The organism is Bradyrhizobium vignae, assembly GCF_900324035.1.
Taxonomy (GTDB): domain Bacteria; phylum Pseudomonadota; class Alphaproteobacteria; order Rhizobiales; family Xanthobacteraceae; genus Bradyrhizobium; species Bradyrhizobium vignae.
The window spans coordinates 1,616,752-1,631,503 of sequence record NZ_LS398110.1 but is presented as its reverse complement, the minus strand read 5'-3'; the positions used below and the strand labels follow the sequence as shown (position 1 = coordinate 1,631,503).

Here is a 14,752-nt window from a genome sequence, read left to right as displayed (position 1 = left end):
CTCCCGCGGCGGTGCGTGGCGCGGCTTTCCCGAAGTGTGTCCCGTAGAGGGGCCCACGGTCGCGCGGGGTTTGGTCCTGCTTGCCAGTCACTCCGTCAGCGAGACGGTGGCCAAGCTCTCCGCCGAGGGATTCAGGAGGCGCGTTGGGGCCCCGATCACACTGGCCATCGTTCGCGGTATGCTGACCAACCCCATGGTGGTCGGCCTGGTTAAATGGCGGAGGGCGCAGAGCGGCAGCGGCGACCGAACGATCGTGTCGGCCAATGAGAGATACCGCATCGTGACGAGCGAACTTTGGATGCGGGCTCGAAAGGCCCGCGGTTCAGAGGAGGTGTAGGCAGACGTCGAGGCGATCGAGGACGAGGTCTTCCCTCCGGAAGGTCTGCCCGCGATGGACGATCTCGAACTGGCGTTGCCGCGCGAATGCGCATGACAGCAGGTCGTCGGGATCGGCGCCGCCGAGCTTGGCGAGCCGCTTGATGGCGGCCTGGTCGCCCCGCACCAGGCGCGGGAAGCGGACGCCCTGGTCTCCGCAGAGCTCCCTGGCCTCGAGCCCGTAGGCGGCGGCGATCCGGGAGGCGTAGGCGATCGGGGGCTCGAAGGGCAGATGCGCCGGCGCGAAGGGGAGCTTGGCCATCGCCGTCCGGACCTGTTCGGCGCCCTGTCGTGTTACTATCCGGCTGTTTATATTTCTAAGCGGGCCTGAACGAGGCTCGCAAAGCCGGCAGTGAGGCGATCCCCCCTATGGGCGACGGACTGAACGAGGGCGTAGTAGGCGATACCGCGAAGCTGATGATGCATCGGCTGATTGTGCGGATGCTTCGTCGCGACCCTTCGTTAGTCGAGAAGGCTAAAGTGGCGCACGAGCGCCAGGCGACCCAGTTCGCCGATTGGCCCTTCGTGCGCGAATGGCAGGAGCTTCTTGCGCTACCGCCGAAGGAACTGGCTTCGAAGCTCATCAGTCGAGATCGCGAGATGGTTCGCCTGCGCAACACCTCGCCGTTTTATCTCGCCGGGGGCGTCGACTTTGGCGACTACCATGCCCGCGTCCGACTGAGAAAGGCGGCGAGGAGGGTGGTCAAACGCGGTCTGGATGCGCAACCGGAATCATACGTTCCTGGAGGCCTCTGATGGCCAAGGACCGCCGGCTGCGCACGCTGGAAGACCTTCTCAGAGTCGTCCGGGCCTTGGCCTACGAATTCAACACCGACACCGTCTTCGTCGTCGGCAGCCAGGCGATTTTGGCGTCCATGCCCGACGCTCCGGAGCCGGCGCGAGCATCGCCCGAAATCGACGCCTTACGGCGTCGACGAGACGACCGCCAAGCTGCCGCAAGGCTGGCAGGTCCGCCGGACCGAAAGTCGCGGGGCGGACCGTATACGGCATAGCCCCCGCGCCCGAGGATCTCATTGCCTCAAAGGTTGCGCGACTGGACGACCGGGACAAATTGTTCGTCGAGGCGATCCATGCGCAACGGCCGCTTGATCTGGATCTCGTCGAACAACGGACCGCGAGACGGAGCTGCATCCCGCAATCGAACAAAGAGCGATTGCCTATATCGAGAGCCTGAAGCCCGAAGAAAAGCCGAAAGGGCCGCAACCGCCTTGGGCTTCGTCGGAAGACGACTGACGCGCCAGCGGACCAACCGACAATCCACTTGCGCCGGCGCTGCCTCTTTCGCTTTTCAGGCGGGCATCAGGCTCTGAAGGCCGGCGCTAAACCGAGAGCGATTGATAGGCTGGATGGCTCTGCTTCAAGCGCCTGAGCAGATTACCGAGCAAAGACGAGACGGCGAAGGCGTCGCGCAGCTTGCCATGGCCGCTTTCGACCTTGAGCGATCGCCGGTTGCGCTGTTGCCGAGCGAAGTGGATTGGGCCTGGCCCGAGCCTCCGCCGCCGATATCCGACTTGACCGCGAGGGCCGCAGCCAGTCGGCGCGGTTCCATTCTGAGCCAGGTCGCGATCCCAAGTTTGACCGCGGTCGGCCCGACGAAGCGATGGGCAGCCACCTTGGCCTTTAGGTCCGCAGCCGCCGTAAGGTAGGCGGCCGATCCCACCACTGCGATGGCATCCACAGTCGCGCTTGCGATTCCCGCTGCCTCGACGCCGGCAACTGCCGCGCCCACCGCCCCTAACTTTTTGAACAGCCCCGCCTGCGCCGGCGTAGCGGCCTGCAGCAGCGAAACCGCCAAAAGGGCAGCCAAAATCTTAAGTGTTGCTCATGGTCGGCCTCCATCGGAACGCACCTAAGCTATGCCACCCTTGCCCTGGCTTCGCGCCCCGGCCGGCTGGGATCCAGTCCCGAGAAGGATTCGAAATTGAAGAGGCGAACGTCAAGCCGGGTGACACCTTCGTCCATAGCCGCTCCCGTGCTAGGAGACTCTCGGGAGCACGGGGACCTGCGAAGCAATGAAAAAGGCAGTAAAAGTGGACGAAGGTTCTGAGCGTCGTCAGCAAATGGCGGCCGCCCTCAGGACCGTCCGAAAACTTGCGGGTTTTGAATCCGCTGGAGCCGCCGCGGAACGCCTGGGGTTTTCGAATGCCTCTTACCGCTCGCACGAAGCCGGAAGTCGGGCGATGGATGAAGACGATGTTCGTAGGTACGCGGAAGGATTCGGCGTTCCGATAAAAACCATCGCCCAACCCGACCAACGCAAAATCGGCCAAGCTCTGAAGACCCTGGAGGCCAAGGAGCTGAAGAACTCCGAGAAGGCGAAGGCAAAGCGTAAGGAAGTGGGCGGGAGGCTGAAGCTGGCCCGATTGGCAAGAGGATGGGACAGCGGAAGCGGCGCCGCTAGGCAGCTCAAGATCGCGACCCAGACCTTTTTGGGCCACGAAAACGGAAGGAACAGCGTCTCGATGTCAGCTGCCCGGCTTTACGGGGCCCTTCTGGGCGTAAGGGTTGCGTGGCTGATGGATGCTCAGCTCCCGTCAGGTCTGGGACGTTCATTCGACGACCAACTCCAAAAAGGTCTGAAGCTAGAGGACATCCCTCAATACCGCCACCTGGTCGCGCCATTTCGCGCGCCCTCCTCCGCGCAGATATCGGCTCTGAGAGCGGAGGTACGGGAAGAAAGCATGCCGGGTTGGTTGTCAAAGGACCGTCCGGATCTGGTCCGCGAAATTGATGCGAGTGCCCTGGCCGAACTCGGGTTTGAAGCGCTCGGCAGCGACCGGTGCTGGCCGTTTCCGAAAGGATTCGTCCGAACAGCTTTTCGAACGTCCACGAACGCTCTGGTCGTAGTCGCCTGCGACAAGGTTATCGGACAATCACGACGAGGCGATCGCCTAGTCGTCGATACCTCCGCGGACGTCGCTAAGGCGAAAGGCGAGGTCCTGACCCTGAAACGAGGTGCCCTGGGACTCTGGAAAGTTCAGGACGTGGATTTCTCGGACGCCGAGCTTACAGTCGTGGGTCAGATCGTAGCGTATCTCAGTATGGCGGTCGAAAGATAGGGACCGCCCTTCGCGCCTGTGGAATGACCTAGGAGCGAAGTCGGGCCGCTCAACGCGCTGCCTGATTCCGAAATGAAAGCCCGGCGACGCCGACCTCGACGCCACTTCTCCTCCGAACGTCAGCTGTGGGTCCACGGCGACCAATCTTCGTCCCCCGGCTTCTGGAATTCGATTGAAAGGCCCAGCTCGGAGGGAGTGACCAGCGTATCGAGAAGGACACCGTACCGGTCGTGACTCACGACCAGACAGGGCCCGCGGAATACCAGCGAATCCTTACGCCATCGAAAATCCTGGTCGCGGGAGCCCGCTCGATCGAAAACGGAGAGACTGTCGGTTACGCGCATTGCAAGCCGGGCCTTCCCGCCCAAGGCGCGGTCAAGGCCATCGTCCGAACTGTCAACGATCACCTCTTCGACCACCATGCTTTCCGGATCAATGCGTACAGCCGAGACCGTATGGGGCGCGATCTCAGGGTCCGGTGCACCCCATCGAACCAGCCCCGCGATCATCTCGGCGTCGGTCCTCGGCCGAGCGTACTCTCCGAAATCAGCCGGCTTACCGACAACAATGGCGCGGCCGGCGACGAAGCGGGAGCCGCCAAGCGAGAAGCCGTTCCCTCCAAAATCCTCCGTGGTTGCAAGAAGTCTGTCGCCGTTTGGGAATCGTGCGGCCGTCCTGGCCTTTCCTCCCAATATGCGCCGGATATCGCCGGCCGACTCCACCTTATGGCTTTCGATGCTCCGACCTATGGGGTCGATCAACAAAACCTTCATCAACGCCATCCTTCGTTAATCAACTTAGCGCGGGTCTCACGGCCATGAGTCGCTTGACGAGACGCATGATACAGATAGGATAGAGGCGTTCAATGAGCTCGGGACCTCACGCCCTAGAAACTTTGTGCAAAACGAGACATGAAAGCGAAAAAGTTCTTCTCGTACTATCGCACCGCCAAGGATGAGGATCCGACGCAATTTGCGCTTCAGGCCGCATATTGCACGAGTCTGATCCAATCGGTAGGCGGCATCCCCGTGGCAGAATCGTCCGACATCGGCTCGGGCTTGAACGCGCGGCTGCCCGGCTATCTTCGCCTCGTGGCGGCAATCTCCGGCGGCGACGTCGATGCCGTTGTAGTTTCTACGCTAGATCGTCTCAGCCGGGATCCGATCCAGGTTGACCGTCTGCTGGATCGTTGCCGGCTATGTGGCGTCGAAATCTGGGTCGCGCGCGACGGCGTTCGTCTGCACAAGGGGTATCCCGTCGTTGGAGGCCTCGGCAAGGTGCGCTCGAAAGAGGAAGTCCCCTTGCTTCACTAGGCACCCCTGTTCGACAGCTCCTGAAGTTCTAGGGACGCTGTCAATATGGAAGCGCTTTCTTTGCGCGGGCACATTGAGGAGAGTTGACGAATGAGTAACAACGCTTCCCAAGCCAATGCCGAGGTCGATTCCGGGGAGGTCGTCCAGGCCGACCTGCCGATGTATTTTCCTGCCAATCGGGTCAAGCGGGTCGCCACGCGGATGAAGAAACTCCTTCGTACTCAGGGCGTGCATATCACGCACATGGAGGCGCTTGACCTCTCCGTGCAGCTTCTCGGATTCGCGGATTGGACCGAGTTTTGCCGCCGGGATCTCAACGCGCCACTCAGCCCGAGCGACGAGCAGCTGAGCGACGAAGCCTTCGTCGCACGCGACGACTTCCAGATGGAAGTGCTGGCCGAGGCCGGGTTTGCAAAATATGCACGGCTGGTTCTCGACGTGACCAACCCGACGGGAGCGCGCTTGGGCAGGACCGCCCTCGCGGTCGAGGTTCTCACGCAATCGGCGACGTGACATCTGGCAGCGCCATGGCGAACGCGTGCGAATGTCGGCTGGTGCCCGTCTTGGTGCCCTACGACGTTACCTACATGGCTAGGGCCGGGAGGATTGTGCGATCCGAGACCGTGGCCGAACTCGCTCAACTGCAAATTCGTGCGCCTCATCCGGATCAAGCCAGAGTGGCATTTCGGCTCAGCTCAGTGAGTTCAACAGACGGCGTGGTCCAGATGACGGTTCGAGAAGTGGTGTACTGCGACGGCGCAATTTGGTGGCCTATCAGTCTAGCTTTCGACCCGGACGGCGGGGAACTTGGTACCCACCAAGACATCGGCGGAGAGGAGCTTCTCCGGGTTCTCGAAACCGGGACCGACGATATTTTGGGCCTCGGCATCGACTACGCCGCGAAATTCAGCCAATTGGCCCGGCTGCGGCAGTTGGGGCTGATCGTGCGCGAGTGGAAGCAGAACGATCCGGATACCGCTCGCTCGCGTGCTCAAGGGCGCATCGATCATCTGATGATCTGGCAAGGCAAGGCGTACGGACGCGGTGGCGAGCCGGCATACGTCCAGCGCCCAATCCACGGGTCGATTCAGTATGCCAATGGGATGGTCAATATCGGTGCCGATCGATCCGTAGAGCCTCGCGATCAGGGTCTGGCCTTAGATGTCGGAAGGTTCGAGTTCGGTCAGCCCGCGTTCATGCGCGGGACGTTTCAGCGGGCCGACGAATACGACGCCGCAGTAGCGAACCGGTCAACGGCCAACAAGCCGTCCCAGGCGCCCGAGCGCATCGAAGTATTGATGCCTGACTTTCTGAAGATGAACAGGGGGCAGATTCGTCTGGATGCGATCTACCGTGCGACCAGCCGCGCGCTGCTCAATAGAGATGAGCCGATTTGGGCCGACCTGCGGGACCTTTTTGCCGAAACGACGGCTAAGGACTGCAGCTCTCCGACGACGTCGAGAGCCCGCTTCGACGCCATGCTCTCGTTCGCCGGCGTTGCCAGCAATCAGCGTATACTGCCGGCGGAGCTGGACGAAGCCTATCGATGCTTTCTCGATTTCGAAAAGTCGCCCGACCTTTCGGAGCTCGGCCCACTCATCGCAATCGAGGACGACGAGGCACTCGCGGCGATGGGAGCTCAGATCGCCTGACAGGCTGAGCCACCTTGCCGTTCCGCCATCGCTTCCATGACCCAGCGGTCCATGTCGGCGTTGGCCTGGCGTGCTTTCGATAGCGGCACACGCCGACGGGTGCAGGAACACGGGCGGAGGGACTTCGTCTACTTAGCTCCGCGCGAGCCCAATTCGTTCAATAAGGGCAGTTAACCACCTCCCGCGGAACGGTAATGCTTCCGACAGACGATTCGTATTTGACTCATGCGACCGATACGCTATCATACATCGTATGAATTTGGCGGAGAACAGATCCATCGGACATTGCCAGTCACAAAAACGGCGGCACATGACCGGTCGATAGCTGCGCCAAGGAGGGTTTCGTGTCGCTGACGGATGTAGGTGCGAGGGTTCCCTTTACGAGGGGCGACCCATTTTTCCAGACCACGCCGGACGCTTTCGACGCCCATGTAAAAGCCTTTGCTCGCAAGCTCGGCGACCTACCGGTTTCATTCGTGTCCGTGCGTCCCCTTCCCGAGGCCGAAACGGGCTTCTGCCATCGCAATGTAGCTGAATGCGTGGACCTCTATGGCGGCCACTGCGTGACCGGATACGCATTCTGGAAGAGCCGCTTGTTTATCATCGCGGAGGCACATTCCGTTTGGGCGACGCCGACTGGACAACTGATCGATCCGACGCCCGCGGCGGAAGGCGAGACCCGCATCTGCTTCGCCCTCGATCCATCCCTTGTGGACGCCTTCAATAAATCGCGGCCCCCACCCAACCGGGCCATGAGCATCGTCGACAAGGCCGATCCCGCGGCGGTCGCGCAAGAGATCGGCCGACTTTCGCCGGCGCGCCTAGAATATGAAAAGCGCCGCGCCAACCGCGCTGGCCTCGATATCGAAACGCACATCGCGAACAAGATTGGACGGACGGCCCTGTCCATCGCGGTGGATGAGTTCATCGTCGCCAGCGAGGCCCGCGATCTCCTTGTGACGCAGACCTTGACCCGCGTCCTCTCTCATGACCGGGCGGCATTCCGAAATGCGCAGCTCAAGGTCTGCCGACTTGAAGATCGTATCCGCCAGCTGCTCGCAAGGAGCGAGGGCGAGACACCCAACATTGTAGCCAGCGTGGATCCGCTCGCCGATGTGAGGACCAACTCCGAAGGCGGCGCCACGGCTCGCGCGCCCGGCTTCGACGGATTGATCGCAGCACTACTCGATCCGAGCTTCGACGTGGTCGCGGTCGACTTGGCGTCGAGCGGACCGAAGGTACTTTATGCGGGAAATCTCGAGGACGACGCGCCGCCTCAGCCGCTCTGATCCGGCGAGGCATCCGACACCCGTCCTCCAGACGTGACGACCCGGCTCTGAAGGGCCATGGCGCGCAAAACTCGGCGCCAGCGTACGGAGACTAAGCATGTCGAACTTCAAACATCTCTATCGTGCCTGCGGCGGCGAGATCAATCCTGAAACCCTCGAGAATTTCCGTTTGGCCATTCCGGAATTTCACGAGTTCATGCGCCTGGCTCGGGAATTCTTCGCCCCGCGAGGCAAGCCCGGCACGCAGCACGAGGACCGTGATGAAGAACACGAGGCGACAATGAGCATCAAGGAGATTTAACGATGACCAGGCCCCCTCACCCCTGCGCAGGCCTTCCTAGAGCGGCAAGGAAGGCGTTCGACACCATCGCCGCCGGCGGTGAGCTCGAGGCAACGGCGGGGACCTTGGAGTTGCTGGTCAAGCGTGGACTCGTTGCTCGCTTCGACGAGAAGCACGTTCTCGATGATCGCCTACCGCCCCTGATCACCACCAGGTACAGTGTTCCAATCGGGCATCACGTCGCGTGGTGTGAACATCTGACCCATAAGGAGAGGTTGCGCTGACGGACTTGGAGATCGCGTCGATCTCCTGGCGCAGCCGCTTTTCCGACGGAAAGGGTCTTCCCTGTTTCGGGGATACTGCTTATATTTCTGAGCAGATTTAATCGGACGGCGCTTTGCGCTGGGAGACGTCGATGTCCCTGATCCTGGAATTACCGCAAGAGCTCGCAGAGCCTTTGGAGAGCAAGGCGACTGAACTCAATGTGGACCCATCGCGCTTCGTCGCGGCGCTGGTGCGTGAGAAGCTTCGTCTTCCTGTAAAGGTAGGCGAGCTCGAGGTGTACGCACCGGCCGACATTCTTGACTACGAACTCGAACGTGAACCCGGCGAGACGGACGAGGAATACGAAGCCAACAAAGCGACGCTGGGCGCCGTCTTCAGGGCTTCTCTCAGGTGACCGATGAGGTCCGTCCGCCGGCCATCGGAGCCGGCGACTTCATTTGGAGCAATTTTCCCAAACGTGAAGCACCAGGAGTGCCGTCGAATGAGCAGCATATTGCGCTCTGCCTCCGCCGCTATAAGCACAAAACTGACGGGTACATTCTAGCGGCCGTCTACACGACGACCAGGCCGAGAGGAGATCGCCCGAAAGCCAAGGGCGAAATCGAGATTTCGAAGGAGCAAGCGGCGCAACTCGGCCAGAACTCCGCCTTTAGGATCGATGTCCGACGGATAGCGGCGATGCCGCTCAACACGGATTTCTTTCCATATCTTGACGAAAAGGGGCATGGCGTTAGGGGCAATTCGAAGCATTTGGCGGAAGCTGCGCTAAAACTCCTCGCAGAGATTGTGAAGAACGATCCGGAACTCGTGGAGTTTCTCGGCCCTCCGGAAGTCAGAAAGTCGATTTTTGGTCGATGAGTTTGAAGGGCGCCGTAAGTGATCGAGGAAGATGCATGCGCGGCGACGTACCAAGCCAAGAGAGCCTTGAAGCCGTGGATCTCGGCCCCGACAACATTTTCGCCCAATTGGGCGAGCCGGACGCGGACGAACGTCATCTGAAGTCGACGCTCGTGACCAGGCTTCGCGCGGCGATCGCGGATCGCAAGCTTACTCAGGTCGAGGCCGGCGAAATCCTTGGGGTTCCGCAATCGAAGGTCTCGGAGTTGGTCAGCGGTGCGGCCTCCGGCTTAAGTGCCGAGCGTCTGATCAATCTGCTGAACAAGGTCGGAGTGTCGGTCTCGTTGGCGTTTAGCCAAGAGCCCGGCTGGCGCCCCGGAGAAACGTTCGTACACTTCGATCGGGACGCCGACACTGACGTGGCCGGTCCCTAGGCGAGTGACGCTAGGGCCGCCTCGTCCCCGGGATCTAACTCTTCCGACATCCGTGCGACATCGGGCTCCGTCAGAAACTCCTCTATTCCGGCTCGCAGCGATCCCTGCACGGGTTTAAACCAGAGACACTCGCGAAGCAGACCGACGCGTAGACGAGTAAGTTCGTCGTTGTCCAGGGGACACTCCGCAGCCTTAAATAGTCGCTCCCGAAACTCTGCTGCACCCGGATAGGAGGCCGGCAGCCTCGCCTCGTTTGGATGAAAGTGATCCGAGTAGGTCACGTCGTTGACCAAGCAACGGAAAAGGATGTCGCACCGAATGGTACTCTGAGAAATCTGGATTGCCCGGGGCTCAAGCACGTCGATTCTGGGGACCCGATGCCGACGATATTTGCGAGGAAGCAGCTTTTTCACTTCCTCGAAAGAATCGGCGGAAAAAAGCGGTTCAAGCGGATCGTCGAAGGTCTTGAGATCGCAATGGATCCACTGATTTCGCGGGCGCGCTGCCCGGTCCGGTCCCGCGGCGGCGACGAAGTGAACTCCATATTTCGATAAGACATAGAGGGGCTCGCCACCCGCGACATATGCAAATCCGTCGCAGATCATGAGATACGACAGTGCCTTTCGCTGGCATTCCTCCAGCGTAGCTTCGAATTCATCTGAAATCAGCTTTTGAACGGGAAATTCGTTCCTCTTCGGAAGCGGCGGCTCCAAGACGCGCCGGCGCATGTGCTGCCTGAACACATCCTCGTCCAGGTGCGCCAGCTCACCTAGTAATTCGGCTTCAGTCACATGTTCTTCCGAGCCGCTGGACCACTTGAGTGGCCACCACAGCTGTTCTTTCCAGGCCAGAATATCCTCGGAAAACCGGCGCCTACCAATCACCGTCGTATTTGTAATGCGAAAGGCTGGTTTTGCATCAGACGGATCGGCCTGGTTCAGGATGAGTGATGCCGTCTTCTCCTGAAAATAAGCCTTACGAGGTTTCCGGCACCGATAGGGAATGAATTCGACTTCATAGCGGCACTCGAATGGTACGGTGAGATACATAGAGGACTCCGAGTCGTGACGCATGGTCGCGCAATGCCCCTTGATACGCGCCAGCTTGCTCCGAGCTCATTTAGCTCGTGGCGTCATCGGATCGTGAACGTTTCGCGATTTCGTCGTTCGGAATGGTGGAAAACCTGGGAAAACGATGGGAAGTTAATTCGTCAACGCACCCGCACAGGTGGCTTCAACTGCATTGCTCGCTCCTGAGTGCGGGTTGCGAGAACCGCGACCACGCTCCGGTCAGTAGGCCACGGCCATCGGCCGATGGGGTCCCAAGCTTGCTAGAACGCAGCTTGTAGATTTTAAGAGCGAAGCACCTCAAGGGTACAGACGGCGTTCTCGCGTCGACGGCTTGGGTTCCTATGCGATCGCATCCGCGGGCTGCGTTGTATCTGTCAATATTTCTCAAAACTCGGATTGTAATCCTGGCTGGCGAACTCGCCCAGTACCGAGCGCGCCGTACTAAGAGCCCGCAGGGCCAGAGGGCTCGCTACGCTCTTCAGCGAGACCTCCTCGCGAGAGAGTTGAATGACGATACGGAGAAGGACGGCCATCGCCTGCCGGACAAGGTCGAGAGTCGGTTCGTCGGCCCAGAAGTCACCAAACTCGCGCTTGCGGATTTCGCCATGCCATCTGGGGTTTCGCGCATAGACCAGCGAACTGCCGAGCGTCATGGCGACTCCGTGTGCAATGTTGTGCCTGATCGTGAATCCGTAGCGCGCTGAAAGGCACCACCCCTCCAGCAATGTTCTTTCATCTCCCGGCGGGAGGTCGGCTGCGAAGCGCTCCAGCATTCCGATCAAATCGGTGATGGCCCGGGCATCCGTCTCGGGCTTGATGCCCTTCGGATCGATACTGCGGACCCTCCACAGTGCGCGCTCCAAATGATGCTCGATGCTGCCCGCAAAGGTCACGATAGCGGCGACCTTCTGGCCAATCGACGAATTCAATCCCAGCCGCGGCTCGATGAGGTCGGCCCTGCCGTATTCCGTCAGGTCATTTGTGACTACTCTCGGCCCTGAAGGGCCGAGCTTCCACCCTCGCGGGCGTCATCTTCCTGCTTCCGGCCGATAGTCTGGCTCGATTCACAGGCCATCCCCGGAAGTCCTCCGGTTGAGCTGATGCCTTTAACGAGGATGTTCCTCGCCGCGTTTTCGTCAGCGTCGAAGTCGCCGCCGCACGCGTTGCAGACGTAGCGTGCCCGCGTGATGCGGGCCTCCGCGTCGACGACGCCGCAGGCGCTGCAGGTCTCCGACGTGTGGGCGGGATCGACGACGACAAGGGTCGATCCGTACCACCGGCATTTGTACTCCAGCATCGTCCGGATCGTTCGGGGAGCGATCTCCAGCAGCGCCCGGTTCTCGTTCGCCTTCTTTTGGACGAGCGTTCCCGGAGCCTCCGCCGTGCCGCGACCTGTCTTCGTCATCTGCTTGACTTTCAGGTCCTCGATGACGACCACGCTGTGGTTCTTGGCGATGGTCGTGGTTGCCTTGTGCGCCGCGTCCCTCCTGCGACGGGCGGCTTTGGCCTGCAACCTGGCCAGACTGAGTTTGGCCTTCTCCCGGTTCTTCGATCCTTTCTTGCGGCGATGGACCGTCCGGTGGGCGTTCTCCAGCCGGCGGCGTTCTGTCGGCGTCGCCCGGGGAATGCCGAACACCGCCCCGTCGGAGAGAACGATGGGCTGGGCGCTTCCGAGGTCGATGCCGACCGCAGGTCCCGCGTTGGGCGGAATGACCGTCTCCAGCTCCGTTTGCGCCGACACGAACCATTCGTCGGCGAGCGTCGACACGGTGACGTTCTTGATCTTGCCGTCGATCGGCCGGTGCATGACGATCCGGACCCCAGCCGGCTTTCGGCAGAAAGATGCGGCCGGGCTCGATCTTGATCTGCTTGGGGTCGGGGTAGCGAAAGCTCTCCTTGCGGCCGCGCTTGTGGAACGTCGGCCACTTCGGGAAGTCTTCCGGATTTGCCTAGATGCCGCGGATCGCCAGCTCGCGCTTACGCTTCAGTCCCCCGAAGTAGTTGTCGAAGGCGGCGTGGAGATCGTGGACGGCCTGCTGCAGCGGGTGGTGCGGGACCTCGTACAGGAAGTCGAACGCCTCCTTGAGGGCTGTCAACTCCTTGATCTGATCGAACTTGGACAGGCTCTTGCGGTGACGGAGATATTCGTTCTTCTGCTCCAGGCAGAGGTTGTAGACGAGCCGGCAGCAGCCGATCGTCCGCCGGAAGAGCTCCTCCTGGGCGGCATCGGGATAGATCCTGTAGCGGTAGGCCTTGCGAAGCAGCATGGCCAATATCCTGCGCAGCGCCGATCGAAAGATACGAGTCAAATCCGCCTCCGAACAGCTCGCGGGCGTGGAAAACCCGAAATGGGGAAGCTAACTTTTCTTCGCGGCAACCGAGTTGAGGCAAGCGGCTCTCGATGCACTCCAGAGTTGCGCGCATCTTGCTTTGAGGCGATTGCACGCCGAGCGCCTACCGGAAGTAGCCACCAAACTCCGGGGAAGACCATCTATGGAGCCCCAGCTACTTTGCGGCATCATCTCGTGGCGCCCCGCTCGCTATCGTGAAGCAGTATATCGACGACCAAAGACGCGCCTCGCCCCGCCCTAAAGGGCCAGGTTTGCGGCGCGTAAGAGGATCAAATTCCTGCGGCATCCTGTGGGAGACATCGCTGTCTTGACACAGAAGGCCTAAAATGCGGGCAAGGTTCTTGGCATACATAAGCTGTTTCCTGATCCGGCGGCTAGTCGTAGGCCATGCGGTAGTCCCGGAGGATAGGATTTGCCCCGACGCGCGAGAGACCTGGTTCGGGGATCGGCAGCTCAAGCGCGGTCAGGAGATAGCAAAGGGATTCCATCGCCCGCGTCGACTTCGAGAATTGCCGAAATTGGGCATCGCTCTCTGGGTTGAAGTGACCGTGCGCGCTCTTGCCGCGGAAACTGATCGCGCGCTTGAGATGTTCGACAGCCTCCTCCGGCATAATGCCTTTGCCGAACCGGGCCTCGACAGTGCCAATCAGGCGCCTGAATTGCTGCTCGGCTGTCTCCGCCCTGATCCATCGGATCGCGCCCGCCACACGTTCGCCGATTCCAGCCTCATGACCGAGTTCTTGCGCTTTCGCTGCGGCAATGGCGGCGATCGCGTCAACGTCCGAGGCGGAGAGCACCGGCTGCGCCTTCCCGATCGCGATGTCTTCAAACCATCGGCACGCGTTCAAAAGCCGCTCTGAGGAAACGACGTTCTTCAAGCCGAATCCCCTCATCATCAGCGCGTTCGGGCGCCGCCAGGCCAAGGCTCGGTTCATCCATGCCACAAGGCAGGCGCGGAAGGCGGGAAGTTCCTGGTCGTCCCAACAGCGTACCGGCGAACCGCCGACCCAGGGATCGCGATTGTCGACCTCGTCTTCCGGCCAAACGTAATGCACCTTGTGGTCGCCGCGATACTCGCGCTTGTCGATGGCTTCCCTCATCTGTGCGAATGAAAGACGGTCGATCCGGATCGAAGATGGCGTGAGCGGCACGCCGAAACAAAATGACAGGAAGCTCACGTAATCCGACACGTGACCGATGTAGTCCCGGATGTTCTGTGGCTGGTCGAATTCGAGCCCGAACGTGGTCCAGATTTCCTGCGGTCCCTCCAACTCCATGCCGTAGGCCACGCCGTACCAGGCCCGCAGGGTCATGCCTTGCGCCGTATCGTTGAATATCGTCAGCTCATTCTCGCCGGGAACTCGCGTGCGGCCGATCGCCTTGACCTTTCCGTCGTGACGCATCAGCTGGTTCGTGTGCTTCACGATGAAAGAGACTTGCTTGACCCCGTCTTCCGCCGTCCACGAGTCATGGCCGGTGACCGCGACGTTCGAGAGAATCTGCTGGTGGCGGGTCGCCCGCTCCGGTGAGAAATTGCGCGAGGAGGTTCCGGCGATCGTGGTGACGTTGGCATGCAGCGAAACAATTTCGTTCGTCGCGGTCTGCAAGAAGATCGGTTCTTCGCCCTTGATATGGAAGTGACCGTTATAGCTGTAGATGTCGGCGCGGAGCTCGCTGTCTGAAACCAGGACCGTACCAGTAAGCCTCTCGCCAGTGACGAGCTCGACACAATGTACCGGCTTTCCGCTCTCGACCTTCGGCATGTGGCACCTTCGGATCGTTTCTA

General features: G+C 60.7%; 20 protein-coding genes and 1 pseudogene. 13 read left to right on the top strand and 8 right to left on the bottom strand.

What is annotated here, in order from left to right; translation table 11 throughout:
- The first annotated feature begins 34 nt into the window (after positions 1-34).
- Positions 35-337, top strand: coding sequence for a recombinase family protein (locus tag BRAD3257_RS42150; RefSeq protein WP_122401388.1), 303 nt, complete (start codon positions 35-37; stop codon positions 335-337).
- Here BRAD3257_RS42150 and BRAD3257_RS07850 read toward each other — a convergent pair.
- Entirely contained in the window at positions 323-637 is a 315-nt protein-coding gene (locus BRAD3257_RS07850) for a hypothetical protein (RefSeq protein ID WP_122401387.1), read from the bottom strand. The genes BRAD3257_RS42150 and BRAD3257_RS07850 overlap by 15 nt on opposite strands.
- Before the next feature lie 107 nt (positions 638-744).
- Between BRAD3257_RS07850 and BRAD3257_RS07845 the strand changes: the two genes are divergently transcribed.
- Both BRAD3257_RS07845 and BRAD3257_RS07840 read left to right on the top strand, forming a co-directional pair.
- A complete protein-coding gene (locus BRAD3257_RS07845; RefSeq protein ID WP_122401386.1) occupies positions 745-1,131 on the top strand; it encodes a hypothetical protein in 387 nt (128 codons plus the stop codon).
- Positions 1,131-1,388, top strand: a complete 258-nt coding sequence (locus BRAD3257_RS07840; RefSeq protein WP_181956132.1) for a hypothetical protein — start codon at positions 1,131-1,133, stop codon at positions 1,386-1,388. Before BRAD3257_RS07845 ends, BRAD3257_RS07840 begins: the two co-directional genes overlap by 1 nt.
- 365 nt (positions 1,389-1,753) lie before the next feature.
- Here the strand turns inward: BRAD3257_RS07840 and BRAD3257_RS39620 are convergent, their stop codons facing one another.
- A complete protein-coding gene (locus BRAD3257_RS39620; protein ID WP_122401385.1) occupies positions 1,754-2,191 on the bottom strand; it encodes a hypothetical protein in 438 nt (145 codons plus the stop codon).
- Positions 2,192-2,408: 217 nt separating this feature from the next.
- Between BRAD3257_RS39620 and BRAD3257_RS07830 the strand changes: the two genes are divergently transcribed.
- Positions 2,409-3,455 carry a helix-turn-helix domain-containing protein gene (locus tag BRAD3257_RS07830; RefSeq protein ID WP_122401384.1) on the top strand — a complete coding sequence of 349 codons (1,047 nt, stop codon included), beginning with the start codon at positions 2,409-2,411 and terminating at the stop codon, positions 3,453-3,455.
- Between the two features lie 119 nt (positions 3,456-3,574).
- Here BRAD3257_RS07830 and BRAD3257_RS07825 read toward each other — a convergent pair whose 3' ends face one another.
- Positions 3,575-4,228, bottom strand: coding sequence for a hypothetical protein (locus tag BRAD3257_RS07825; protein WP_145986972.1), 654 nt, complete (start codon positions 4,226-4,228; stop codon positions 3,575-3,577).
- Between the two features lie 138 nt (positions 4,229-4,366).
- Between BRAD3257_RS07825 and BRAD3257_RS07820 the strand changes: the two genes are divergently transcribed.
- The 8 genes from BRAD3257_RS07820 to BRAD3257_RS07780 all read left to right on the top strand — a co-directional run bounded on the left by BRAD3257_RS07820 (position 4,367) and on the right by BRAD3257_RS07780 (position 9,545).
- Entirely contained in the window at positions 4,367-4,768 is a 402-nt protein-coding gene (locus BRAD3257_RS07820; protein WP_122401382.1) for a recombinase family protein, read from the top strand.
- A 90-nt stretch (positions 4,769-4,858) separates the two neighbouring features.
- Positions 4,859-5,281, top strand: a complete 423-nt coding sequence (locus BRAD3257_RS07815; protein ID WP_122401381.1) for a glyoxalase superfamily protein — start codon at positions 4,859-4,861, stop codon at positions 5,279-5,281.
- Positions 5,282-5,295: 14 nt separating this feature from the next.
- On the top strand, positions 5,296-6,420 hold the full coding sequence (locus BRAD3257_RS07810) for a hypothetical protein (protein ID WP_122401380.1): 1,125 nt from the start codon (positions 5,296-5,298) through the stop codon (positions 6,418-6,420).
- 344 nt (positions 6,421-6,764) lie between these two features.
- Entirely contained in the window at positions 6,765-7,709 is a 945-nt protein-coding gene (locus tag BRAD3257_RS07805; RefSeq protein ID WP_145986970.1) for a hypothetical protein, read from the top strand.
- A 97-nt stretch (positions 7,710-7,806) separates the two neighbouring features.
- Positions 7,807-8,010 carry a hypothetical protein gene (locus BRAD3257_RS07800; protein WP_122401378.1) on the top strand — a complete coding sequence of 68 codons (204 nt, stop codon included), beginning with the start codon at positions 7,807-7,809 and terminating at the stop codon, positions 8,008-8,010.
- Positions 8,011-8,404: 394 nt separating this feature from the next.
- Positions 8,405-8,668 (top strand): hypothetical protein, encoded by a 264-nt coding sequence (locus tag BRAD3257_RS07790; protein WP_122401376.1) that lies wholly within the window; start codon positions 8,405-8,407, stop codon positions 8,666-8,668.
- Positions 8,665-9,132 carry a hypothetical protein gene (locus BRAD3257_RS07785; protein WP_145986969.1) on the top strand — a complete coding sequence of 156 codons (468 nt, stop codon included), beginning with the start codon at positions 8,665-8,667 and terminating at the stop codon, positions 9,130-9,132. The genes BRAD3257_RS07790 and BRAD3257_RS07785 overlap by 4 nt, the downstream gene beginning before the upstream one ends.
- Before the next feature lie 35 nt (positions 9,133-9,167).
- Positions 9,168-9,545 (top strand): helix-turn-helix domain-containing protein, encoded by a 378-nt coding sequence (locus BRAD3257_RS07780; protein ID WP_160118766.1) that lies wholly within the window; start codon positions 9,168-9,170, stop codon positions 9,543-9,545.
- On the opposite strand, the gene BRAD3257_RS07775 is transcribed toward BRAD3257_RS07780, so the two are convergent.
- From BRAD3257_RS07775 to BRAD3257_RS07760, 4 genes are all read right to left on the bottom strand, one after another.
- Positions 9,542-10,594: a hypothetical protein gene (locus tag BRAD3257_RS07775; RefSeq protein ID WP_122401373.1), complete on the bottom strand. Its 1,053-nt coding sequence runs from the start codon at positions 10,592-10,594 to the stop codon at positions 9,542-9,544. The two genes, BRAD3257_RS07780 and BRAD3257_RS07775, sit on opposite strands and share 4 nt — an antisense overlap.
- Before the next feature lie 395 nt (positions 10,595-10,989).
- Entirely contained in the window at positions 10,990-11,508 is a 519-nt protein-coding gene (locus tag BRAD3257_RS07770) for a hypothetical protein (RefSeq protein WP_145986968.1), read from the bottom strand.
- 92 nt (positions 11,509-11,600) lie between these two features.
- On the bottom strand, positions 11,601-12,560 hold the full coding sequence (locus tag BRAD3257_RS07765) for an RNA-guided endonuclease InsQ/TnpB family protein (protein WP_283809961.1): 960 nt from the start codon (positions 12,558-12,560) through the stop codon (positions 11,601-11,603).
- 4 nt (positions 12,561-12,564) lie between these two features.
- A complete protein-coding gene (locus tag BRAD3257_RS07760) occupies positions 12,565-12,882 on the bottom strand; it encodes a helix-turn-helix domain-containing protein (protein ID WP_122401370.1) in 318 nt (105 codons plus the stop codon).
- 227 nt (positions 12,883-13,109) lie between these two features.
- Between BRAD3257_RS07760 and BRAD3257_RS42145 the strand changes: the two are divergent.
- A pseudogene (locus tag BRAD3257_RS42145) lies at positions 13,110-13,277 on the top strand (hypothetical protein); the annotation flags it as partial.
- 63 nt (positions 13,278-13,340) lie between these two features.
- Here the strand turns inward: BRAD3257_RS42145 and BRAD3257_RS07750 are convergent.
- The gene (locus BRAD3257_RS07750) at positions 13,341-14,729 is read right to left on the bottom strand and encodes a hypothetical protein (RefSeq protein WP_122401369.1); all 1,389 of its coding nucleotides are present in this window, start codon (positions 14,727-14,729) and stop codon (positions 13,341-13,343) included.
- Positions 14,730-14,752: the final 23 nt, after the last annotated feature.